Source organism: Dyella subtropica, from assembly GCF_026283965.1.
GTDB lineage: Bacteria > Pseudomonadota > Gammaproteobacteria > Xanthomonadales > Rhodanobacteraceae > Dyella_D > Dyella_D subtropica.
Genome location: NZ_JAPDPD010000008.1, coordinates 78,077 through 101,294 on the forward strand (window position 1 = coordinate 78,077; position 23,218 = coordinate 101,294).

Below are 23,218 nucleotides of genomic sequence, written 5' to 3' on the forward strand. Positions count from 1 at the left end.
CGAGAGTGGAACCGTCATGAATATCGCATCCCGTCTGTGCAGCAGAGCTGGCCGCTTCCTGGCAAGGCTGCTTGCTACCAGCATGTCCGTATGGATGTTGGGTGTCATCTACACGCCCGCTCTAGCATCGGTCACGGTGGATCAGCAGCCATTGATCATTCAGAAGGCCGTGGCGCCCAATATCACGCTGATGCTGGACGATTCGGGATCGATGGCGTGGGATTTCATGCCTGATGCTGGTTATCTGACCAACGCCACCACCGACGGTAACGGTGATACGCACGTGCCGTTGACTACGCTGTTGGACTCAGCGCTCAACGGCACCTACTACAACCCGGCCGTGACCTATTCGCCGCCGCCCAAGGCGGCGCTGAAGTCCGATGGATCGACGGATTACTACGCAGCATCTCCGGGCTTGGGCAGCGCGTTCATAGACGGCATACAGGATCAGAGCGCGGCAGACGAAGTGGATGTGACGCAATACGCGTCGAGCAGCCTATGCGACTACAACAACTACGACATGAGCCAGTCGACTTCGAATCCATGTCCGAATGCGTTCTACCAATATTTTACGTACGGCACGACGTTCCAGACAGGCACCACCACGAGCACGAGTACATCCACCAGCACCTATGCGCCGACATTGAAATGCACTATTGGCACGTTGCAGTACAGCGGCAGCCACAAAAACATGTGTAAGAGCGGGTCGGGGTCAGGCGCGACCTATACTTCTCCAACCCTTACTTGCAATAGCGGAGATACCCTCGACTCCAATTCGCTGCAATGCGTGCACACGACGACCACGACTACGACGACGCCGGTCTACACGTCCTACTTCACCTATGAAGTGGCGGGCGTGGCTCACTATGTCGCGAAGAACGCGGGCGATTGCGCGGCTGCTTCTCTGAGTGCCAGCGTCTGTAGTGAAAGTGCGGCCGATCAGCAGAATGTGGCGAATTGGTTCTCCTATTACCGCACTCGCATTCTGATGGCCAAGAGCGGTTTGATGACTGCCTTTTCGACCATTGACAGCACGTTCCGCATCGGCTTCGGCTCTATTAATGGCACCAACAATAGCAATCTGCCTTCACTTACCTTTACCGCCAACTCAAAGAAGATCGCCGAAGTCGAGCCTTTTGGCGACGGTACGTCGTCGACCCAGAAGGGCAACTTCTGGACCTGGGTCGCCGGCATCAATCCCAACAATAGTACGCCTCTGCGTTTGGCGTTGGACGCGGTTGGCCAGTACTACTCCGATACCGTTGACCAGCAGGCCTGGAAGAATTCCGATACTGATTCCGCGATGCTTGCCTGCAGGCTCTCATACACCATTCTGACCACCGATGGCTTCTGGAACGAAAGCAACCCGCCGAATGTTGGCAATGTCGATGGCACTAGCGCCACCTCGGCCATTACCGGGGTCAACGGCCAGAGCTACACCTATAGTGCGGTTGCCCCATACTCCGACACCTATAACAACACGCTGGCCGACGTGGCCATGAAATATTGGTCGACGGACCTGCAGCCTTCTATCGATAACGAAGTGCCTACCAGTACGCCGGATCCCGCTTTCTGGCAGCACATGACGACGTTCACTCTGGGCTTGGGTTTTAAGCCGACAGGTATCAAGCCGTCGGGCACAACCATTGACCAGATCTTCAACTGGGCCAATGGGGGAACGTCGCTCGGCAACAGCTTCAGCTGGCCGCAGCCGGCGTCGAACTCGATCAACAATATCGCGGACCTGGCGCATGCGGCCGTCAATGGGCATGGCGGTTTCTACTCCGCGACCAGCCCGCAGGCATTTACCAGCGGCCTGCAGAATGCATTGAGCCGTGCGGCGGAACGCGTGGGTACAGGCGCCAGTCTGGCGGCCAACTCTACCCAGCTGCAGACCGGCACAGTGGCGTATCAGGCCAACTACTACACGGTGCAATGGAAGGGTGATTTGCAGGCATTCGCCGTGAACTCCACCACCGGCGCCTACGCCAATGCGGCCAGCTGGACAGCCGCAAGTTCCATGCCGGCATACGGTAGCCGGTCGATCTATACCTACAATCCGACCACTGCGGCAATGGTGACATTCAGTAGTCCAACCAGCCTGTCTACGGCTGAGCAGGCGGCACTTGGTGCTGACGCCACCTCGCAGCAGAACATGATCAACTATCTGCGCGGCGATTCCTCCAAGGATCAAAAGCACAATGGCGCGTTTCGCAGTCGCGATACCGCGCTTGGTGATATTGTCAATTCACAGCCAATGTATTCAGGGGCGCCTACCGCCAATCAGTTCAGCGGTCAGACGTTCTCGGGTTCGACGAGCTTTGCCACCTACGCCAGTAATAAAGCCAGTCGCGAAGCGTTGCTCTGGGTGGCGGCCAACGACGGCATGCTGCATGCGTTCGACGCAGGTACCGGCGTTGAGAAGTTCGCCTATGTTCCTGCGGCTGTCGTCACTAACAACCTCATATCGTTGTCTGACCCGAACTACGGCTCAGCATCGGTGCCGCATCAGTTCTTCAACGATGGCCAGCTGACCATCGCCGACGCTTACCTCAGCAGCGATAGCGCGTGGCACACAGTGCTCGTGGGCACAACGGGTCGTGGCACGGCCAAGGCCGTCTATGCGCTGGATATCACAGACCCGACCAGCATCAAGTTCTTGTGGGAGCGGTCTGCGGGGGACGGAAATTCCGACGGCAACAGCAAATACATCGGCCAAATGTCGGGCCAGCCAATAATCGCGCAGACTGCAGATGGTACCTGGTCGGTGCTCATGGGCAATGGTTACAACAGCGCAAGCGGGGTGTCCGCGTTGCTGCAGTTCAATCTGCCGGATGGCGCGCTCAACGTGCACGTCACCACCGACGCCAGCACCAGCAATGGTCTGGCCGAGCCGGCGGTATGGCTCGGCACGCTGGGCAATGGCGTTAGTACCACGGCCTACGCCGGTGATCTGAACGGACAGGTATGGTCGTTCACACTCAACACCGGTTCCGCCAGTACGACGGCTACGCCAACCAGCAAGGGCGTTAAGCTCTTTACAGCCAAAGACTCACTAGGGAATGCGCAGCCCATCACCGGGGGCATGTTGGCGGGCAAGAATCCGGCAACCGGCGATTTGTGGCTGCTCTTCGGTACGGGTCAGTACCTAAGCAGCTCCGATCTCACCAATAAGAATGTCCAGAGTTGGTATGGCCTGATCGTCCAGACCGGGACTACCGGGCTTCCTGCACTGAGCGCTGGGCGTTCTTCGCTGAAGCAGCGCTTCATTGTGGCGGAGACGGCTGGAAGCACGACGGGAGGCACCACTGTGCTGCCGGCCCGAGTCGTGACGCCTGCGCCAACGACGCCAGACATGGCCAACGAATCCGGCTGGTACATGGATCTGGAGTCTCCGACGGGCACTGGCGGCGCCTACGTTGATCAAGGTGAGCGGATGGTGACGCCCAGCCAGTTCCAGGGCAGTTTGCTGCTGGGTACCACGCGCATTCCCAAGGCCACCGACCTGTGCAACCCCTCGGGAGCTGGCTGGATCATGGCGGTGGATCCGTTCACCGGAACCAACCCATCGGGTAACTTCTTTGATCTGAACGGCGATGGCGCGATCAATTCGTCCGATATGGTGACGTACAACGGTCACTCGTATGCGGCTGCTGGCGTGGGTTTCGTTTCCTTGCCAAACAATCCAATTTTCGTTGGTGGGGACATGCTGGTTACCACCGACAACGGCAACAAATATCACCTTAATACGTCGTCTACCGTAGGTACGCTACGTCGTGTGTCTTGGCGAGAGCTGATCAGCCCGTAAGGAATAAGCGATGAAAGGTCTCTTGTCAGTCAAAGGCGGGTGGATATCCCGCGTCAGCGGACGTGAGGCGTCCGCTGACGCTACGGCGGGGAGAGGAACACTCATGCGGTGCGATAGACGTTCCAACGCTGGTTTCAGCCTGATAGAAGTGATGATCGTTGTGGCGATCATTGCCATCCTCGCCAGGATCGCGTACCCCGCCTACACCAACTACCTCGCCAGGACGAATCGGGCGGCGGCGGAAGGCTGTCTGTCGCAAGTCTCCAACTACATGGAGCGCTACTACACCACCAACCTGAGCTATAGCGCAGCCACCCTGCCGGCGTTGGATTGCAAGAGCGCGGCGCAGACCGGGGCCAATTACAGCTACAGCTTTCCAAGCCCGGCCACGTCCACTGCCTACAGCGTCCAGGCTGCGCCGATCAATGCGCAGCTGACGCGGGACACCCTGTGCGGCACCCTTACGCTGGACCAGACCGGCAAGCGGACATACAGCGGCACCGGCACGGTGGCGCAGTGCTGGTAGGGTAGTGCTCGCACCGGCTTGAGACAATGTTGTTGCTCTGATGCTTGCTGCCATGTGCAGCGGGAGTCGCCTTCCTGCTTCCTCTCAAGATGACGAGGCGTGGTGCGGTCGAGTCACCCGCGGGGCATGGCGCGCCGAGCCGGCTATTCCCCGAGTGGTTGATAGCTGAGTCGAAATCGATACAGGAAGGCCGCGTGGGTGCGGCGGGCAACTGCTCGCGCTGGGGGCGTGCCCGAACATGCAGTGGTTGGCCAGCCACTAGCCTTGCGCCGGCAATCTCAAAATATTGCACATTGACGGTGGCGCTCGGCGTGCGATACGAGAAAAACCTAAAGCATAGCTATGCAAGGCGGCGAATGTAGGCATCGAGCGACAGGGAGTGGCTGATGTTGCCAGAGGCAACATCGATTGGACCATGGAGCATGGCGGTCTGTGATCTGGAACGATCAGCTCACGCATCTTTCTCTTACTACGGTCTCGCTATGGGCGAGTGGCTCACTGCGTTTCTATGTGCGGTTGTCTCCGTGGCGCTCCCAGTCAATGGAGGCTTCAGTGGATGGCTAGCGTGCAACATTCCTCGTGAGTTCGTCGGCACGAAGCCGCTTCGCCGGAACTCGGCTATTCGTTAATCCCATACGAACAGCTGTTCGGCTGCTTTACTAAGCGGACATCGGCAATGAAAGGCTAAGGACACGGCGAATTCATCATTCGTCCCAAGTGCTAGGCGTGGCTCTGCAGAAGCTGAGGTGGTGTGATGTGACCTCCATCAGGGTCATATTTTCTGTGACTCCGGAGGATGACAAGAGAACAAGGGTGTTTATTTTTTTCCTCCAGATGGAAGGTTTCATTTTCTTTGTCGCGTTGTCATTAGAGGTGAGCAATGTGACATGGGCCGCCTTATTGAATATCTGAATCGTCGGATATCAAGAAACAACATTCTCATCGACGACAGGGCTGGCAGAGTGAGCGATCAAACGTCGCGTTTATAGACCGATCACAGAAATCGGGACGAGGTTCACTTTCTGTGCGGGACAAATGAGCCCGGCCTCGTTCCGCGTGACAGGCATCAAGTTTTCCAGTCTGTGAGCAACCGATCATTAGAGAAATACTTTCTATCCGATAATTCTAGGTGGGCAGAGGCGAGCCATCTAGGGCGCCTGCAGAGGCACAGGGAGCAATTCATGCAGATCTTGTCGCACCAGCGAAGCATCTCGCTGGTGTTGGTGCGGAAGACGGTTTCCGCTACCGATCGTATGCCGCCACATGCCATGTCTGCCTGGACCACCATCCGGCGACGTGGTCGTGGTTTCACCATGGTCGAATTGATGGTCACGCTCACTGTGGCCGTTGTGCTGCTTGTCATCGCGATCCCCAGTTTCCGAACGATGACTCTCTCGAACAGACTCACCACAGCCGTCAACGACATGGTCTCCGCGATCAATGTTGCGCGACTGGAGGCGATCAAACGGAATGCCAATACCCAGTTCTGCAGCGATCTAGCCACCAACAATACGAGCGACACGCTAGGCACTACATGTACGACGCAGACAGGTGCTGTCTATGTCGCGACTGGTGCAACACCCACTCAAGTGCTGGCCGGTACCCCCAATATCGCGGCGCCTCTGCAATTGAGTGGCAACGTGACGGCATTGCGTTTCACCTCGCAGGGCGTGGGGCAGAAGGCCGGCACCGCATCACCGTATGGCGCCACAGTCGCCGACATCTGCACCAGCCAGCTGAGCAGCGACAACCACCGCACGATCAGCATGACCGGCGGCACGATTCTTGAGATCCAGAAATCGACGGGAGCCTGTCCATGACACACAGCCAGATCTCGAGCCTGCCACGGGTTTCGGCGAGCATGGGCGACAGGACAGGCGGCAGGCGCCGCCAGTCCGGCGTTGGTCTGATCGAAGTGATGGTGGCTGTTTTGGTGCTCTCCATCGCATTTCTGGGTATGGCCGCCTTGCAAGCCAGGTCCCTGTCGACCAACAACAGCGCCATGGCGCGCAGCATGGCTACCATCGCCGCTTATTCGATCCAGGATGCCATGCGGGCGGATTTGGCCAATGCCACCGGCGGTGTCTATAACAAAAAGGTTGCCGCCGACAGCTGCCCTGCGTCGTCGAGTTCGAGTTCTCTCGCCACTGTCCAGCTAAATCAATGGTGCAATCAGTTGGGTGGAACCCTTGGTGCGGCGGCCACCACGACGGGAGAGATCAATTGCATGACCAGTGGCGTCTGCACCATCACCGTGACTTTCGATGACAGTCGGGCTGGGGCTGGTGGCGCCAGTAATCAGCAAGTGACGACCCGGGGCATGTTATGAGCGACGGTTCCATGAATCGTGGCGGCACCTGTCGGAGCGTGCCCGCTCTGGCCGCCTCGTCGCGTGGCTTCACGATGATCGAATTGATGGTAGCCATGCTGCTCGGCCTGATTGTTATCGGCGGGGTGGCCAGCGTATTCCTGGCGAACCAGCAGACCTATCGCACCAACCAGGCGCTGGGTGACGTTCAAGACGGTTCGCGCCTTGCCTTTGAAATGCTTGCGCACGATATCCGTAACGCTCAGCTCACCGGCTGCAACAACAACGCTCGCTTCTCCAATGTCCTCAACAACGGTCCAAGCAGTGGCGGCACCGTTGATTGGTGGGCCAACTGGGGCAACGCCCTGGTTGGCTATGGCGGCACGCAGACCGACCCGGCAGTCGGCACCGGGACGGGTGAAACGAAGCGTGTGAGCGGCACGGAATCCATCGCGGTCTTGGCGGCCGCTGACACGGGCATGAGTGTGGCCAGCCACGCACCGGCATCCTCTTCATCAACGACATCACCGAACTTCACCATCAACGGGACCGGCTCGGATCTGCAAGCTGGTGATGTCGTCATCGTGTGCGATCCCGATCACGCGACCATCCTCAAGCTCACCAGCTATACCGATTCCAGCAAAACCATTGCTTACGACGCAACGAACAATTGCTCCACGGGCCTAGGGTATCCCACCGTGTGTGTTAGCAAAGGCACTCCCTACACGTTTGGGTCCAATGCGCTGATCGCCAAGTTGGCGGCGGTCGACTGGTATATCGGTACCAACAAGTTAGGTGGTCGTTCGCTCTACCGCGGGACGTTGGTCAACAACGCGGGCGCGTTATCGATGAGCGCGCAGGAAATGGTGCGCAACGTAACCTCCATGACCATCACCTATCTCCCATCGGGCGGTACCAGTTTCGTTGCGCCCACGGCGGTCACTAGCTGGGGAGCGATCAATGCCGTGCAGGTGACGCTGAACCTGCAGAGTGCGGACCAACTCGCCGGCACCAACGCCAAGCCCATCTCACGCACGTTTACCACTACCGCCACTCTGCGCAATCGGGTGAATTGAGATGAGCCGCCTCCCTACTAGCCATTCATACCGTTCCATCGGTCATATCACGAGCATCATCCATGCTGGACAGTCCGTGGGCCGGGTGCGGCGCCAGCATGGTTATTCCTCGGGCAGGCATGGTCAGCGCGGCGTGGCTCTCGTGGTGGCACTGGTCCTGTTGGTCGTGGTGACCCTGGTGGCACTCGCCGCCGTGCGCGGCACGACCATGCAGCAGAAGATGGCCGCCAATTTCTACGACCGGGAGACCGCCTACCAGGCGGCGGAAGCGGCGCTGCGGCAGGGAGAAGTAGCTGTGCAGGCAGCAACATCGTCGTCCGTTTTTCGGGACTGTACGCCGGCCAGTACCAACAAATGTTTGCCCAATCCGTTTGCCGATTCCACGGTGTCGTCTTCCGCTGCGGTGGTGACTGTCGATAAAACGAAGTTCGACGCGGGCGCGTTGGCGGCTAGTCAGCCGCAATACGTGGTCGAGTATCTGGGCAATTTTGTGATCCCTCCGCCCAGCGTTCACCAGCTTTCCAATTGCTCCGGCTATTCCCCTTGCGGAGCAGAGAATACGGCGGATTTCTACCGAGTCACTGCCCGTAGCGGTCCAGAAGACGTAAAAGATCGGGCATCCGTAGTTCTCCAAACGGTGTACCGGCGTTAATCGGTTTCAGTCGTGTTGCCGAGCATTGATCGGTGCCAGCCAAAGATAATGGGAAGGACTATGTCCACCAAATACACCAAGCTGATGTGTTTCCTTGCAGGCCTGTTGGTTTCCAACGTGGCCGCTGCGGTTACCTATACGGATAATTTCTCTGGCAAGACGGCAAGCCTGAAATGGACGAGCTTGAATGATGCCTGCCTTACGGCAGGCGATGGCACGGGAACTATTCCGGCCTGTCCAACAACGATCGCAAAGGCGGATGCCGCTGGCTATGGCGCACTTCGCCTGACGCCCGCACAAAATGGCCAGACGGGTGCGATTCTTTCGCAATTCACTTTTCCGAGTAACCAGGGCTTGCAGGTCACCTTCACCACCTACACCTATGGTGGTGATAAGGGGGGTACGGCCAAGAACGGTGCAGACGGCATTTCATTCCTGCTGACCGATGGCACGGCAACTGCCCCCACCGTTGCCGGTGGCTTGGGTGGCAGCATGGGCTACAGCTGTTCGAACAGCAATAGCACGTATGAAGGGCTAGCCAATGCCTACCTGGGTTTGGGTATCGATGAATTCGGCAACTTTCTCAACCGTGGTGATAACACCAGCTCAGGCATCTACAACACTAACAGTTCCTCTTATACGGGTGGAACCGCCTACGGAACCAATACATATTCAAATAGTCCGGATGGTTCCATCGGTGCGGGAGCGGGGCCCCAATATCAGCCGGAGCGGATTGGTTTACGCGGTGCCGGAAATACGACCTGGGCATGGCTGCAGAGCCAGAATTCTGCGTACTATTCGGGCAGCGTAAGTAAGTCGAAAGTTCAGGCTGCGTGTAAATCGGGGCAATATGTATCCGGTGTTGATAGTGATGGTAATCAGATCCTGAAAAGTATTCCCTACAACTATGCCGTGATTCCTGGTGGGTACCGGGTGCTTCCAAACAGCCAGCCCATCGCCAGCAATAAGTCACAGGCGCGGATTGACGCGACCAATGGCAACGCGTGGCCCATCACCTACAAGCTGGTGCTTTCATCCACGGGTTTGTTGAACTTCTCATATAGCTACAACAACGGCGCTTATCAGCCTGTTCTGGTCAACAGCAGCATTACGAGCAGTAATGGCCCGATCCCCAACTTGTTTCGGTTCGGCTTTTCTGCGGGTACCGGTGGCAGCAACAATGTCCATGAGATCACCTGTTTCCAGGCATCACCCCTGGAGTCCAACAGCAGCGCAGGTGCCAACACGGTGCAGTCGGGTCAGGTAAGGATAGGAACGCAGATCTACCTGGCTTCTTACGCTTCGGACAATTGGTGGGGATCGCTGGTGTCCGCCCCCGTGGTCACCACAGGCGGCGTGGTCAGTGTGTCGTCGACCGCCAACTGGGACGCGAAGTGCAAGCTCACTGGGGGCGGCTGCCCGTCCATGGGGACGGATTCGAGCGGCAAACCTTTGAACACGATCACCGTTCAGGGGCCTACAGCACGCACGCTGCTTACCTCAGATAGCAGTACCGGAGCCGGAGAGGCGTTCCAGTGGGCCTCACTCAATGCGTACCAACGGACCGCATTGGATGGGTCGGACAGTGCAGGCCAGTCGCGTCTTGCCTGGTTGCGCGGCGACCGGACCGTAGAGCAGTTGCAGAGCCCACCGGGTACGTTGCGGGCGCGAACGGCCGTACTGGGTGACATCATCGATTCGAGCCCGACTTGGGTCGGTGCGCCGACGCCAAGTAACTACCCCGACGCGTTCGGCGATTTCCTCTATGGAAATCCATCGAGTGCACCAGAGAATGCTACGGGTGCCCAAGCCTATAGCGCCTTCGCGAGTACATACGCGTCTCGCCAGAATGTGGTTTATGTGGGTAGCAATGATGGATTTCTGCATGGTTTCAGGGCCGGAACTTACAAGACCGATGGCAGCTATGACTCCTCTACCAATGATGGCAAGGAAGTCATCGGGTACATGCCGTCGGGTCAGCTGGCCCAGTACGCTGCAGACCTGACCAACCCCAACTACGTGCACGACTTTGTTGTGGATGCCACCCCGGTGGTGGGCGACCTGTTCTACGGCAAGAAGTGGCATACGTGGCTGGTAGGCGGCGTCGGCTCCGGCGGCTCCGAGATTTACGCGCTCGATATCACCGATCCGTCCACTTTTGCCGAAAGCGGGGCTTCTTCCACGGTTCGAGGGGACTGGACCAGCGCGACGACGGGGCTATCGCATCTGGCGAACACTGTTGGTACGCCGGTCATCGCGCGACTGCACAACGGGCAGTGGGCAATCATTTTTGGCAATGGCATCGGTGGCACCCAGACGGCGGGTATCTATATCGGATTGGTAGATTCGACCAGCGGCGCCATCACCTTCCAGTTTCTCGATACGGGTGTTGGTTCGGCCACCAGTCCCGACGGCATTGCCTATGTGAGCTCGGTGGACCTTGATGGTGACCACATCGCGGATTATGTGTACGCGGGCGATGTGCAGGGCAATGTCTGGCGCTTCGATCTCACCAGCAAAGACTCAACCAAATGGGCGGTATCCCAATTCGGCACTGGAGCTGCCACGCCCCTTTTCGTTGCCCAGGACGCAGCAAGCACTCTTCAGCCGATTACTACAGCAGCCACGGTGGCTTCGGTGCAGTCGGGCGGCGGGAACCGCGTGATGGTGTTGTTCGGTACGGGCCAAAAGACGCCGGTTACCAGCAGCAGCGGCGATGTTTATGCAAGCGGCACTCAGACGTTCTACGGCATCTGGGATTGGGACATGGGCGCATGGAACGGGCTGTCCACCGGTTCCGCCTATGCGAGTTTGACCGGAACGCAGTCCATAGGCCGTACCAATCTTTTGCAACAGACCTTGGCATCGACGTCTAACGTTGGCAATGGTGCCCAGGTCTTGGGTTATCGCAGCTTGAGCACGGCCAACCAGGTGTGTTGGAGCGGCAGCAGCACTTGCACGCCCAGTACCAACAACACCCAATATGGCTGGTATTTCGATTTCCCGGATAGCCAGGAGCAGGTTGTCTACAATCCGGTGATGGTGGATGGCACCGTGGTGGTCAGCAGTGCCGAGCCTCCCGTAGTTTCGGCGCTTCAGTGCAATCCAGGACTGCAGACCGGCTGGACGATGGCTTTCGATCCCGCGTCGGGTGGTGGTCTTAAGAAGTCGTTCTTCCCGGATGCGAATGGCAGTTACGGGTCTGGCTCGGGTTCATCGAGTGTCTCTGGTATTCGACTCGACGCGGTCGGTAGCCCGACGACGGTGAGGTATGGCGGGCAGACCTATATCGTCACCCAGACCATCAAAGGCAGCGCGGCTCTCAGCAAGGTGAATCCGCCAAGCGGCAACAGCCCGTCCCGGGTTTCGTGGCGAGAAATCAAGCTTTGATCGTTGGTTGACGCCGGCATCGCGTCAGCGGTCGATGGTTTGGCCGCTGACGTCATATAGACGCACCACTGAGACTTTCAATGATTCGAGAATGGGTCCGATGGGCTGAAGGGCGAAGCAAGGCATATCATGAATAGACCACTGAGTGGCCAGCTGAAATACCACGACGCTGAACAGGGCTTTACGCTGATCGAGCTGATGATCGTCGTGGCGATCGTGACCATCCTCGCCGCGATCGCGTACCCCTCTTACACCAACTACATCACCAGAACGAATCGGGTGGCGGCGGAAGGCTGTCTGTCGCAAGTCTCCAACTACATGGAGCGCTACTACACCACCAACCTGAGCTATAGCGCAGCCACCCTGCCGGCGTTGGATTGCAAGAGCGCGGCGCAGACCGGGGCCAATTACAGCTACAGCTTTCCAAGCCCGGCCACGTCCACTGCCTACAGCGTCCAGGCTGCGCCGATCAATGCGCAGCTGACGCGGGACACCCTGTGCGGCACCCTTACGCTGGACCAGACCGGCAAGCGGACATACAGCGGCACCGGCACGGTGGCGCAGTGCTGGTAAGGCAGCGCTCGCACCGGCTTGAGATGATGTTGTCGCTCTGATTTTTGCTCTGCGTATGGGGGGGGCACCGCTCGGCTTTCTTTCGGGGTCAGGGTGCACGGGGAGTCTTGTATCCCCCAGCCTCCCCTCAGGCAGGGAGGCACTCCTTACCTTGGGTCAAGCAGCAGCGCTGATCTGCGAGGCGAGGGCTTGCAACGCCGCGTGCGGCGAAGCGCGCAGCTGTTCGGCCAACGCATCGAGGTAGTGCGCAGGGGCAAGCGGGATGGCGCGTCCGATCAGGCGCGCGGCTTCGTCGATGCGGCCTTCGCCGGTGAGCACGGAGGCCCAGCTGCACAGGCCTCGGTAGTCGCCAGTTTCGGCGGAGCGACGGTACAGCGCGAATGCGCGGGTGGTGTCGACCGGTGTTTCCCAGCCGTATTCGTAGAACTGACCCAGGAAATGCATCGCACGCGCGTGACCCATCTCGACCGCGCGCGTGAACCAGCGGAACGCTTCCGTACGATCCCGCTTCACACCACGCCCGTTGGCGTACATCTGCGCCATGTTGTAGATGGCCCAATCCAGGTTCTGCTCAGCTGCGCGGCGGTACCACACGGCGGCGAGCGGATAGTCGACGAGCGTGCCCCAGCCATTTTCGTGGCATCGGCCCAGCATGTTCATTGCCATGGGCACGCCGGCGTGGGCGGAGCGCTGGAACCAGTACAGTGCTTCGGCGGCGTCGGGTATCACGCCGCGGCTGTCCAAATAGAGCTGAGCCAGCCAGGCTTGTGCATCGGCGCGCCCGCCGCGGGCGGCATCGATAAGCAACTGCGCTGCGCAAGCTGGGTCGTCTTTCAGTAGAGCGTTGACGGCATCGACATCCAGCATGACGGGCAAGGCGTTACTCAACTTTCGCTCCATTGCCGCAGCAGGTTGTGATACACGCCGGTGAGCGAGAGCAGGGCGTTCTGATCGCTTGCGGGGTTCTGGTTGAGGGACTGGATGGCGACGTCGAGGTCGAACAGGATGCGGCGCTGTGCGTCGTCGCGCACCAGGCTCTGGATCCAGAAGAAAGAAGCCACGCGCGCGCCGCGCGTTACCGGTTTCACCTTGTGCAGGCTGCTGGCGGGATAAAGCAGAAGATCGCCTGCGGGCAGTTTGACGGCGTGGGTGCCGAAGCTGTCTTCGATCACCAGTTCGCCGCCGTCGTAATCCTCCGGTGCGGCGAGGAACAGTGTGGCGGATAGGTCGGTGCGGATCGGCAAGGCTGGTTCGCGCGTGCGGTCGTAGCGAATGGCGTTGTCGACGTGGAAGCCAAATTGCTGGCCGCCGCTGTAGCGATTGAACAATGGCGGGTGGATGTGTCGCGGCAACGCACCGGCGAAGAAGGTGGGGTGGCGTAGCACGGCCTCGGTCACGATCGTGCCCAGCTCGCGCGCCAGCGGATTGTTTTCATCCAGTTGCGCGTTGTTCTTGGCCTGGGCCGATTGATAGCCGGCGGTGATGCGGCCATCGGTCCAAGGTGCGGCGTCCAGTTTCTGGCGGAATGCTTGCAGTTGTGTGGGGGTGAGGACTTCAGGGATATGCAGAAGCATGGTGTTTACCGTGGATGCCTGGACGTGCGCCGCCCATGTAGGAGCGCATCCTGTGCGCGAAGGGGCCTTGTGGCGCTTGGTCGCGCACAGGGTGCGCTCTTACAGGAGGTGTTGCGGCGTGTGGAACGCCGGCCTCCCATCAGAACTTGAAGTTCGCGCTCAGGATGGCCGACCGGCCTGGCGCTACCGTGGCGTAATGTGCGGCATACGCCTTGTCGAAGTAGTACTTGTTGGTGAGGTTCTGGATGTTGAGCTGCAGGTTGAAATGGCGGTTGATCTCATACGAGGCCATCGCATCGAAGCGAGTGTACGAGGGCACCCACTTGGTGTTGGCGGTGTTGCCGTAGACCTTGCCCATATAGAACGCGCCGCCGCCGATGGTCAGGGCCGGGGTGATGGCGTAGGTGGTCCATAGCGTGGCGCTGTGCTTCGGCGTGTTCGGGAACCGGTTGCCCTGGTAGCCCGGTGCGGCCGGCGAAGCCTTCATCAGTTCGCTGTCGAGATAGGTGTAGCCGGCGAATACCTGCCACTGCTCGGTGAGGTTGCCGCTGATGCCCAGCTCGATGCCGTCCACACGCTGCTTGCCGACGTTCGCCATAGGGCCGCCGCGCACGCCGGTGAGGGCGACGCGAGCGTTGCTCTTCTCGGTGCGAAACACGGCGGCGGTGAGTGAGGCGCGGTTGTCGAGCACATCCCACTTCGTGCCCAGTTCCAGGTTGCGGCTGGTTTCCGGCTTGAGATCAGCGTTGCTCAGCGATATGCCGTCGGCGCCATCGCCGGCATCCACACCGGGCGGATTGGATGACGTGCCGTAGGAGAGGTAGATGCTGCCGTTGCTCGCTGGCTTGTAGACCACGCCGGCCTGGTAGTTCCAGAAGTTGGCGTCGTTTTTCAGCGTGGCGATGGCGTTGGTGGCCGTGGTGACGCTGGTGGAGCGTGTGCGGAAGTTGTCGAAGCGCACGCCGAGATTCAGCAGCCATTGCTCGCTCAGTGTGGCTGTGTCGAAAGCCCAGGCCGAGCGCGTATCGGTGCTGACACGCACTGGGTTCAGGCCTCCCACGATCAGGCCCGTCCAAGGGTCGTTCGGGTTCGGGTTGAGTACGCTCGTGCACCAGTAGTTGGACGGTGCACCGATGCCGTATTTTTTGCTGCATGCGCCGTTGACGATGGAGCCGGCGTTATGGGTGTCGCTGGCGCTGGCCGATGCATCCACGTTGTAGCTGGAGCGGTGGGTTTTCTCGTTGCTGATTTCGATGCCAGTGGCGATGGTGTGCTTGATGGAGCCGGTCTCGAACTCGCCGGTGAGATCGGTCTGGTTGGTCATCGCGGTGGTGGCGCTGATGCGGTTGTTGTTGCGGCGCCAGATGCCACCGTTCACCAAGAAGTTGCCTTGGCTATCGTCCGGCTGTGTCCAGAGATAGTCGTTGGTGACGCGCGAATACACCGTGCTGTTGCGCAGCACCCAGTTGCCGCCGAAGTCGTGTTGCAAGCGAATGCTGCCCACGTCGGTTTTCTGCTTCTGGAAATCCCGGCTGAGCAAGCCGTAGTACGTGTCGTGCGGCACCTCGATCGGCGCGCCGTTGCCGTTGAGGTAAGCATTCGGACTGGTGGCGACGAATGGGTTGTTGTACGGCAGGCCGCTGTCGGGCGTGTCGTCGCTTTGCAGGTGGTAGTAACTCAGCGTGACGCTGGTGGCGGACTTCATGCCGAAGGTGATCGACGGTGCGATGCCCCAGCGGCTGAAGTCCGGGCCGTTGCGATCGGGGATGTCGTTCTCGTGCGCCATGGCGTTGAGGCGGAAGACCACGTCGTCGTTCACTAACTGGTTCCAGTCGACGGTGCCGCGTCGATAGCTGTCCGTGCCCACGCCGATGCTGCCGCTCACGAAGGTCTTCGCTTGCGGTGCCTTGGTGATCAGATTCACGCTGCCGCCGACCGAGCCGCGGCCGGTGTAGGCCGAGCTGGGGCCCTTGGTCACTTCGATCTGTTCGATATCGAATACTTCGCGCGATTGCGAACCGGTGCTGCGCACGCCGTCGATGAATAGCGAACTCTGCGAATCGAAGCCGCGGATGAAGGGGCGGTCGCCATTCGGGTTGCCGCCTTCGCCGGCGCCGAAGGTGATGCCGGGCACCGTGCGCAGTGCGTCGAGCAGGGAGACAGCGCCGGTCTCCTGCATGATCGCCTGCGGAATCACCGTGACGGCGCGTGGGGTATCGAGCAGTGGGGCTGTGAACTTCGGTGAGGTGGAGTTCACGGTGGTGGCATCGACTTTGATGCCTTCCAGCTTCTTGGCCTGATCTTCCTTCGGCGCATCGGCGTCGGCGATGGAGCCGGCGTGAGCGGCGGCTGGCAGCAAGGCCAAGCCGAGGGCGGAGGCCAGCAGGCGCTTGGGGGAGGAGGCTTGCGAGGTGACAAAGGCTTGGGAGGGGGACATCGCTCTTCCTTGGAACAGGTATAGGCATGCACGGCGCGCCGCGAGTGGGGCGTCGGTACCGATGCATCTGGAATGTGGCTGGGCCTGGCCATCGCGCCGGTCGGCAGCACCTGCGTAGCTATGGCCGCAGGTACATGCCAACGGGGTTAGCCGCCTCGCTGAGTGCAAAGACAGTAAAGCAATTGATAATGATTCGCAATAAATATCGTAAGTATCTACGCCGAGCTCGGGGCGCAGGCCGTCGCCTGTAATCTGTGGCGCAGGTTGATTCGAAGGGTGCACATATGCGGATGTTGGTGGTTGGCGCAGGCGCCACAGGTGGGTATTTCGGCGGGCGTCTGCTGGAAAGCGGCCAGGACGTGACCTTTCTGGTACGCGCCGGCCGTGCGGCGGCGCTGGCCCGGCATGGCCTGGTCATTCGTAGTGAGAAGGGCGATGTCACGTACCCGTCGCCGCCCACCGTGCAAGCGGACGCGTTGCGCGAACCGTTCGACCTGATTCTGCTGAGCTGCAAGGCCTATCACCTGGCACAGGCGATCGAGGACATCGCGCCCGCGGTCGGTCCGTCCAGCCTGATCCTGCCGCTGCTCAACGGTATGTGCCACTTGGATCTGCTCGATGCACGCTTCGGTGCGCAACACGTGCTGGGTGGTCAATGTGTGATCGCGGCGACCCTGGATGCCGAGGGTGCCGTACGCCATCTCAACCGGTCGCACAGCCTCACCTTCGGTGAGCGCGATGGCACACGCTCGGGGCGCATCGAACGTGTCGCGCAGAGCATGGCGAAAGCCAACTTTGAGCCGCGCCTGAGCACCACCATCCTGCAGGACATGTGGGACAAGTGGGTCTTCCTCGCCTCGCTTGCCGGCATCACCTGCTTGATGCGCGCTCCAGTGGGCGACATCGTCGCGGCTACCGGCGGCACCCAGGCCGTACTTGATCTGCTCGATGAGTGTCGGCGTGTGGCCGAGGGCTGTGGCTACACGCCGAGCGATGCCGTGCTCCAGCGCGCAAGCTCGGTGTTGACCGAGGCGGGTTCTACTCTGAGTGCATCGATGCTGCGCGACCTGGAGCAAGGCGGCGCCATCGAAGCCGATCATGTGGTGGGCGATCTGCTGGCACGCGCCACGTTATCCACCGACGATCTGCCGATGCTGCGCGTGGCTTATGCGCATCTGAAGGCTTATGAGTCGAGGCGCGCACGTACGAGAGCGGCATGAGTTTGGCGAGGCCGCCCGTTGAGCAAAAAAAGCGCCGCACGTCATGTGCGGCGCTTCATTGAAAAGCTCCTCGCGGGAGCGTTGACCTCAACCTGTCAGAACTTCAGATCGGCTTGTATGTAGGCGAAACGGCTGGGTATGTCATAGGTGGCAGCGTCGTAGCCGTTCAGTGAGCACGATACGCAGATCGGCGGCTCGCGATCGAACAGATTGTTGATGCCGCCAATCAGGGTCAGATCCCACTGGATGGGAAGCTTCCAGCTGGCACGCACATCGCTGTAGGTCACCGAGCCGATGTGATGCGTGCCGTTGGGGCGATTCGGGGCGATTTCGTTGGGGCTCGAACAGACCGGGAAGCCAACCGCCGCCGCGCAGTCCTCGCGCAGCCCGCTGACGTAGCGGAGCTTGTAATCCACGGTCCAGGCTTGCATGGCCCAGCCCACGCCAAAGGTCGAGTGCAGGCGCGGAATCGCACTGTTATTCAATTCGAGGCCTACCGTGCGTGGTTCCCGGGCGCCCACGCCATTCTTGGCTTCGTACTTCTGCACATAGGTGTTCTGCCAATTGACGTTGAACCGGCCGTACGACGTGTCTGGCCCATGCCAGTTCGCGCCGAAGTCGAAGCCACTGGTATTGACGGTGCCGAGATTCTGCAAGGTCGCGTCGAAACCGTCGATATTGCCGGTGGCGTTGCGATGAATGCCCTGGCAGAACACGGAGGTGAGGCTGGCGCTGGCGACGCAGCGGTCCAGCTTGGTCTGCGCGTCCAACGCCTGAATCGCTTCTTTGATGGTGATGCGGTAATAGCCAAAAGTGAAGTCGAGTTTGCTCGACCATGCGGTGTTCTCCGCCCATCCCGGGCTATACACCGCTCCCCAGGTCAGGCTGCGTGCAGTTTCTGGTTTGAGCTGTCGATTGCCGCCGGTGCGCACCGAGATCTGCGGGTTCGGCTGCGTATAACTGGCGGGTATGCCTAAGGCCGCGCAGTTGCTCTTGGTCTGCCCGCTGGCGATCGGTGCCGAGCACGGGTCCTGCAGAGTCGCATCGAAGCGAGCAGGCGAGCCGAACAATTCGCCGATGGTGGGCGCGCGGAATCCTTCCGCCCAGGTGCTGCGCAGAGTCAGGTCGTCATAGACCTGCCAGCGAAGGCCGTACTTGTTGTTTGTCGTGCTGCCGGAGGTGGAGTACTTGGAATAGCGCGTGGCGGCCGACAGGTCCAGCGCTTTGACGCCAGGCAGCTCCTTGAGGATCGGCGCGTTCAATTCGAGATAGTACTCATTGATCGAATACCGGCCCGAGGTCGGCAGCGACGGCACACCGTTGGATTCGCCCGCCACCACCACCGCATCCGGTTCATAGGAGCCTTGGTAGTTGCGGTGCTCGAAGCCGGTGGCGAAGGTGAACGCTCCGGCCGGCAGATTGAACGCTGTGCCGGAGAGGTTGACGGTATACAGCTTGAGCTTGTTCTCGCTGGTGTCGTGCTCGATGTACTGGATGTAGTTGAGCATCGCCGGGGTGATCGAGCCCGGACCGCTGAAAAGGTTCAACGGCACGCAGTTGCCCGTGCAGTTGGCCAACGGGCCCAGCGCGCGCTGGATGTGCGCGATGTTGTAAGTGCCGTTCACTGTCTGGGTGGCCTTGTTGTCGCCGTCGGCGAAGTTGACGTCCCAGAAGAAATCGCGGTCCGCGAAATCAAACTTGCCCTCGAGACCGGTCGCGAAGTAGCGGGTGTCCACATCCTGCTTGAAGACACGCGGGCCGCCTTCGATCGGGCGCCGGCCGATCAGGGTCAGATTGCCGGTGCTCGGGTCGGGATTCAGGGTGACGCCGAAGGGGTTGTACGGGTTGGTGACATCCACGCCCACCCTGTCGGCGAGGCCGCCGGTGCCCGCGCCGGGGCCGAGGAAAATCGGCTCGGGAGCGGCCTGGTTGGTCGACTTGCGGTTGTTGTACAGACCGCGTGCATACCACGTGATGTTATCGGTGAGCTTGTAGCGCACTTGTCCGAAGATCGCGTTGCGTGTGCTCGGCGTCAGCAACATGTTGTAAGGCGCGAAATTGAAGCGATCAGCTGTCGTGAAGTGGTGGTAGTCGCTGGGATAGTTGGGCTTGCCGGCAAAGGCGCCGTTGGGTGTGACGCTGACGGTCTGCCCCGTGGCTGGGTCGGTGAAGATGAAGCGGCCCGTCGGCGTCGCCGAGCTGCAGTTCGCCAGGCCGGTGCCGGGGACGCAGGCACCGCCGGATTGATTCCACGCGCGCGATGAAATGGCGTCCTGCTTCACATGGCTGAAGTCGATGAAGAATTCGTAGCGATCGCCTTTGTTGCCGAATGACAGGTCGGCGCTGGTGGTGCTGCCGCCGCTGAGGTTGTTGTAGCCACCGTAGTAGACGCTGGCCGCGCCGCCTTTCTGCGAACGCTTGGTGATGATGTTGACGACACCGGCGATGGCGTCGGAGCCGTACAGTGATGACGCGCCGTCCTGCAGTATTTCGATACGATCGATGATCCCGGCGGGGATGGTGTTCAAATCCACCGCGGCCGAGACGCCGGAGGCCGAGCTTTCGTTGACCCAGCGCATGCCATCGACCAGCACCAGTACGCGCTTGGCGCCGAGATTGCGCAAATCAAGCGTGGACGAGCCCGAGCCCACGCCGCTGCCGTCCGGTGGGAAACCGAAATTGCCGGCCGAATTGAATTTCGTATTCAATGCCGAACCGGACGTCGTCATCTGCTGCAGGATGTCGCCGATGCTGGTGAGGCCGGTCTTGTGAATATCGTCAGAGCTGATGGTGAATACCGGCACCTGCGTCACTACGTCGGCACTCTTGATGCGCGAGCCGGTGACCGTGATGGTTTCGAGCTTGACGGCCTTTTGTGGATTGGCGGCGGTCTGGTCCTGGCCGGTGTCCTGCGCCAGAGCGGGTGCTGACAAAGGCAGGGTAGCAACGATGGCTAGCGATAGTGCCGACGCAAGCGTAGTGCGATGCAATCTAAGCTTCATGGCGATCCCCAGAATGAGTGGATGAATACCTACTCGATACCCAGGCCCCCGCCGTGGGCTCATCAAATGTAAAGCGTTTGTAGGGCTCTTGTCAGTGCTTTTTCGATAATTGCCTAAGACATAAAAAAAGCGCCGCGCAAGTGCGCGGCGCTTTGATTCGACGGTTTATCGCTACGGTTACCCGCAGCGACTGAAACTCACCAAATCTTCACCTGCTTGTCGCTAGCGCGAACCATGGCGTCACCCGGTTTGCACTGGAACGCGGTAGCGAAGGCTTCCATATTGGAAGGCGCGCCAATGGCGCGCAGCGAACCCGGTGCGTGCGGATCGGTGTTGAGCGACAGCAGCGCCTGCTTCTCGCGCACGTGGCCGCGCCACACACGGGCCCAGCTGAGGAAGAAGCGCTGATCGGCCGTATAGCCGTCCACTTTCTGCTCGGTCGAGCCCGGTGTCTTGGAAAGCGCGCCCTGCAGTGCGTCGTAGGCCACGTTGAGGCCGCCGAGGTCGGCAATATTCTCGCCCAGGGTCAGCTTGCCGTTGACGTGCGCATCCGGCTTGTCCTTGATCGGTGCGTAGTCGTTGAACTGCTGCACCAGCTTGTCGGTGCGGCCTTCGAACTTGGTGCGGTCGTCCTTGGTCCACCAGTTTTCCTGGTTGCCGGCGCCGTCGAACTGGCTGCCTTCGTCGTCGAAGCCATGGCTGGCTTCGTGGCCGATCACGGCACCGATGCCGCCGTAGTTGATGGCGTCGTCCGCACTGGCATCGAAGAACGGCGGCTGCAGGATCGCGGCCGGGAAGTTGATGGTGTTGTCGTTCGAGCTGTAATAGGCATTGACCGTCTGCGGGGTCATGCCCCATTCCTTGCGGTCGGTCGGCTTGCCGATCTTGGCGATGTCGTAGTCGTAGTTGAACTTGGACGCCGCCTTGACGTTGGCGTAGTAGTTGTCGCCGCTGATGTTCAGGCCGGACCAGTCACGCCACTTGTCGGGGTAGCCAATCTTGGGCAGGAAGGTGTTCCACTTGGCGATGGCCTTTTCCTTGGTGGCATCGCTCATCCAGTCGAGCTTCTCGATACGCGCCTTGAGCGAGTTGCGCACGTTGTCGACCAGTTGCTGCGCATGCTCCTTCGCTTCCGGCTTGAACACCTTGGCGACGTAGAGCTGGCCCAGCGCTTCACCCATGCTGCCGTTGACGGCGCCGAGCACGCGCTTCCAGCGCGGCTTCTGCTGCGGCTGGCCGGCGAGCGTCTTGCCGTAGAAGTCGAACTTGTTGTCCTGGAACGCCTTGCTCAGGTACGGCGAAGCATCGTCGATGGTGTGGAAGCGCAGGTAGGCCTGCCACTGCGAGGCGGGCGCCTTGGTCAGCTGCTTGTCGAACTCGGCGAAGAACTTCGGCTGCGACAGCGAGAAGCCCTTGTCGATGGTCACGCCCTGGGCGGTGAAGAACTTCTCCCAGTTGAAGTGCGGGGTAACCTTGTCGGCTTCCTTCACGCTGACAAAGTGGTACTGGTTCTTCGGATCGCGCTCTTCCACCGGCGACAGCGAGGCGGCGGCGAGTGCGGTCTCGAACTTCAGCACGTCGTCGGCCTGCGTCTTGGCATCGGCCTCGGACACGCCGGCGAGCGTCAGCGTTTTGGCGATGTGTGCCACGTACGCATCGCGGATGTCCTTGTACTTGGCATCCGAGTAGTAATCCTTGGTGGGCAGGCCCAGGCCGGACTGGCCGGCATAGCCGATCTGCATGTCGGCGTGCTTGAAGTCGGCGCCGGAGCCGAACGAGAACACCTGGCCGTCGCCTTCGGCGTAGCTCTTGGTGATGTAGTCGGCCACGTCGGCGCCGCTCTTCAGGGCAGCGATGGCATCGAGCTTGGCCTTGATCGGTTCGGCGCCGGCCTTCTCGATGGCGTCTTCGTTCATGCCCGACTGGTACAGCAGGCCGATCTTCTGTTCGATCGAGCCGGCCTGCGCCTGGGCAGCGCCCTTGGCGGCGGCATCGACGATGTCATGCTGGGTGTTGAGGCTGGTTTCGGCCAGCTGGTCGAAGGCGCCCCAGCGGGTGCGGTCTTCCGGGATCGGGTTGGCGGCAACCCACTTGGCGTTGACGAAGCCGTTGAAGTCCTGGCAGGCGTTGATGCTGGTGTCCAGCTCGCTGACGTCGAACACGCTCTTCTTGGCGGCGGGCGCGGCGGCGGTGGTGCTGGCGGCGGCAGGGGCGCTGCTGCTCTTGGCGGGCGCGGCCTGTTCGGCGGATTCCTGCTTGCCGCAGGCGGTGAGCGTCAGGGCCAGGCTCACTGCAAGGGCGAGTGGCTTCAGATACGGCTTGGTCATGGATTTCCCTCTCATGGATGGAGCCCGGTAGGGCGGGTTGGCAGCTGATGTCGATCACGCGCGCGGCCGCCCGGATCGTAGTGATGACCTTTGACGCTAGGTCATTGGTCATGGTCCGGCACAGTGTCAAAGGTCAGGGGAGCGCTCCGCAACCAGGTTGAGCTGGGCCTGCTTGGGGTGAAGCCCACAAGTGTTGCGACAACGTGCTCCCTCCCTTGCGTGCAGCAGGGGAGGGTTGGGGTGGGGTGAAGCCCACAAGTCTTGCAAAGTCGTTGCAAGGGCCTACCCCCTCCCAGCCTCCCCCTGTCCCACGGGACTAGCTTCG

Annotated in this window: 14 protein-coding genes; 9 read left to right on the forward strand and 5 right to left on the reverse strand. The window is 60.4% G+C overall.

The window, feature by feature from the left end; genetic code table 11:
- Positions 1–16: 16 nt before the first annotated feature.
- The 8 genes from OUZ45_RS08630 to OUZ45_RS08665 all read left to right on the forward strand — a co-directional run bounded on the left by OUZ45_RS08630 (position 17) and on the right by OUZ45_RS08665 (position 12,333).
- The gene (locus OUZ45_RS08630) at positions 17–3,808 is read left to right on the forward strand and encodes a pilus assembly protein (RefSeq protein WP_266169530.1); all 3,792 of its coding nucleotides are present in this window, start codon (positions 17–19) and stop codon (positions 3,806–3,808) included.
- Positions 3,809–3,911: 103 nt separating this feature from the next.
- On the forward strand, positions 3,912–4,334 hold the full coding sequence (locus OUZ45_RS08635; RefSeq protein WP_266169531.1) for a type IV pilin protein: 423 nt from the start codon (positions 3,912–3,914) through the stop codon (positions 4,332–4,334).
- 1,181 nt (positions 4,335–5,515) lie between these two features.
- Positions 5,516–6,154: a GspH/FimT family pseudopilin gene (locus OUZ45_RS08640; protein ID WP_266169533.1), complete on the forward strand. Its 639-nt coding sequence runs from the start codon at positions 5,516–5,518 to the stop codon at positions 6,152–6,154.
- A complete protein-coding gene (pilV, locus tag OUZ45_RS08645) occupies positions 6,151–6,663 on the forward strand; it encodes a type IV pilus modification protein PilV (RefSeq protein ID WP_323137537.1) in 513 nt (170 codons plus the stop codon). The genes OUZ45_RS08640 and pilV overlap by 4 nt, the downstream gene beginning before the upstream one ends.
- Positions 6,660–7,718 (forward strand): prepilin-type N-terminal cleavage/methylation domain-containing protein, encoded by a 1,059-nt coding sequence (locus tag OUZ45_RS08650; RefSeq protein WP_266169534.1) that lies wholly within the window; start codon positions 6,660–6,662, stop codon positions 7,716–7,718. The genes pilV and OUZ45_RS08650 overlap by 4 nt, the downstream gene beginning before the upstream one ends.
- Position 7,719: 1 nt before the next feature.
- On the forward strand, positions 7,720–8,370 hold the full coding sequence (locus OUZ45_RS08655; protein WP_266169535.1) for a pilus assembly PilX family protein: 651 nt from the start codon (positions 7,720–7,722) through the stop codon (positions 8,368–8,370).
- Positions 8,371–8,430: 60 nt separating this feature from the next.
- Positions 8,431–11,760, forward strand: coding sequence for a pilus assembly protein (locus OUZ45_RS08660; protein WP_266169536.1), 3,330 nt, complete (start codon positions 8,431–8,433; stop codon positions 11,758–11,760).
- 129 nt (positions 11,761–11,889) lie between these two features.
- Positions 11,890–12,333, forward strand: coding sequence for a type IV pilin protein (locus OUZ45_RS08665; RefSeq protein WP_266169537.1), 444 nt, complete (start codon positions 11,890–11,892; stop codon positions 12,331–12,333).
- 156 nt (positions 12,334–12,489) lie between these two features.
- Here OUZ45_RS08665 and OUZ45_RS08670 read toward each other — a convergent pair whose 3' ends face one another.
- The 3 genes from OUZ45_RS08670 to OUZ45_RS08680 all read right to left on the reverse strand — a co-directional run bounded on the left by OUZ45_RS08670 (position 12,490) and on the right by OUZ45_RS08680 (position 16,344).
- Complete coding sequence (locus OUZ45_RS08670; RefSeq protein ID WP_266169538.1) at positions 12,490–13,221, reverse strand: tetratricopeptide repeat protein; 732 nt, start codon at positions 13,219–13,221, stop codon at positions 12,490–12,492.
- On the reverse strand, positions 13,218–13,907 hold the full coding sequence (locus OUZ45_RS08675) for a Fe2+-dependent dioxygenase (RefSeq protein ID WP_266169539.1): 690 nt from the start codon (positions 13,905–13,907) through the stop codon (positions 13,218–13,220). Before OUZ45_RS08675 ends, OUZ45_RS08670 begins: the two co-directional genes overlap by 4 nt.
- 139 nt (positions 13,908–14,046) lie before the next feature.
- Entirely contained in the window at positions 14,047–16,344 is a 2,298-nt protein-coding gene (locus OUZ45_RS08680; protein ID WP_266169540.1) for a TonB-dependent receptor, read from the reverse strand.
- A 284-nt stretch (positions 16,345–16,628) separates the two neighbouring features.
- On the opposite strand from OUZ45_RS08680, the gene panE reads away from it, so the two are divergent.
- Entirely contained in the window at positions 16,629–17,564 is a 936-nt protein-coding gene (gene panE / locus OUZ45_RS08685) for a 2-dehydropantoate 2-reductase (protein ID WP_266169541.1), read from the forward strand.
- A 95-nt stretch (positions 17,565–17,659) separates the two neighbouring features.
- On the opposite strand, the gene OUZ45_RS08690 is transcribed toward panE, so the two are convergent.
- Together OUZ45_RS08690 and OUZ45_RS08695 are read right to left on the reverse strand one after the other, a co-directional pair.
- The gene (locus OUZ45_RS08690) at positions 17,660–20,566 is read right to left on the reverse strand and encodes a TonB-dependent receptor plug domain-containing protein (protein WP_266169542.1); all 2,907 of its coding nucleotides are present in this window, start codon (positions 20,564–20,566) and stop codon (positions 17,660–17,662) included.
- Between the two features lie 197 nt (positions 20,567–20,763).
- Entirely contained in the window at positions 20,764–22,893 is a 2,130-nt protein-coding gene (locus tag OUZ45_RS08695; protein WP_266169543.1) for a M13 family metallopeptidase, read from the reverse strand.
- Positions 22,894–23,218: the final 325 nt, after the last annotated feature.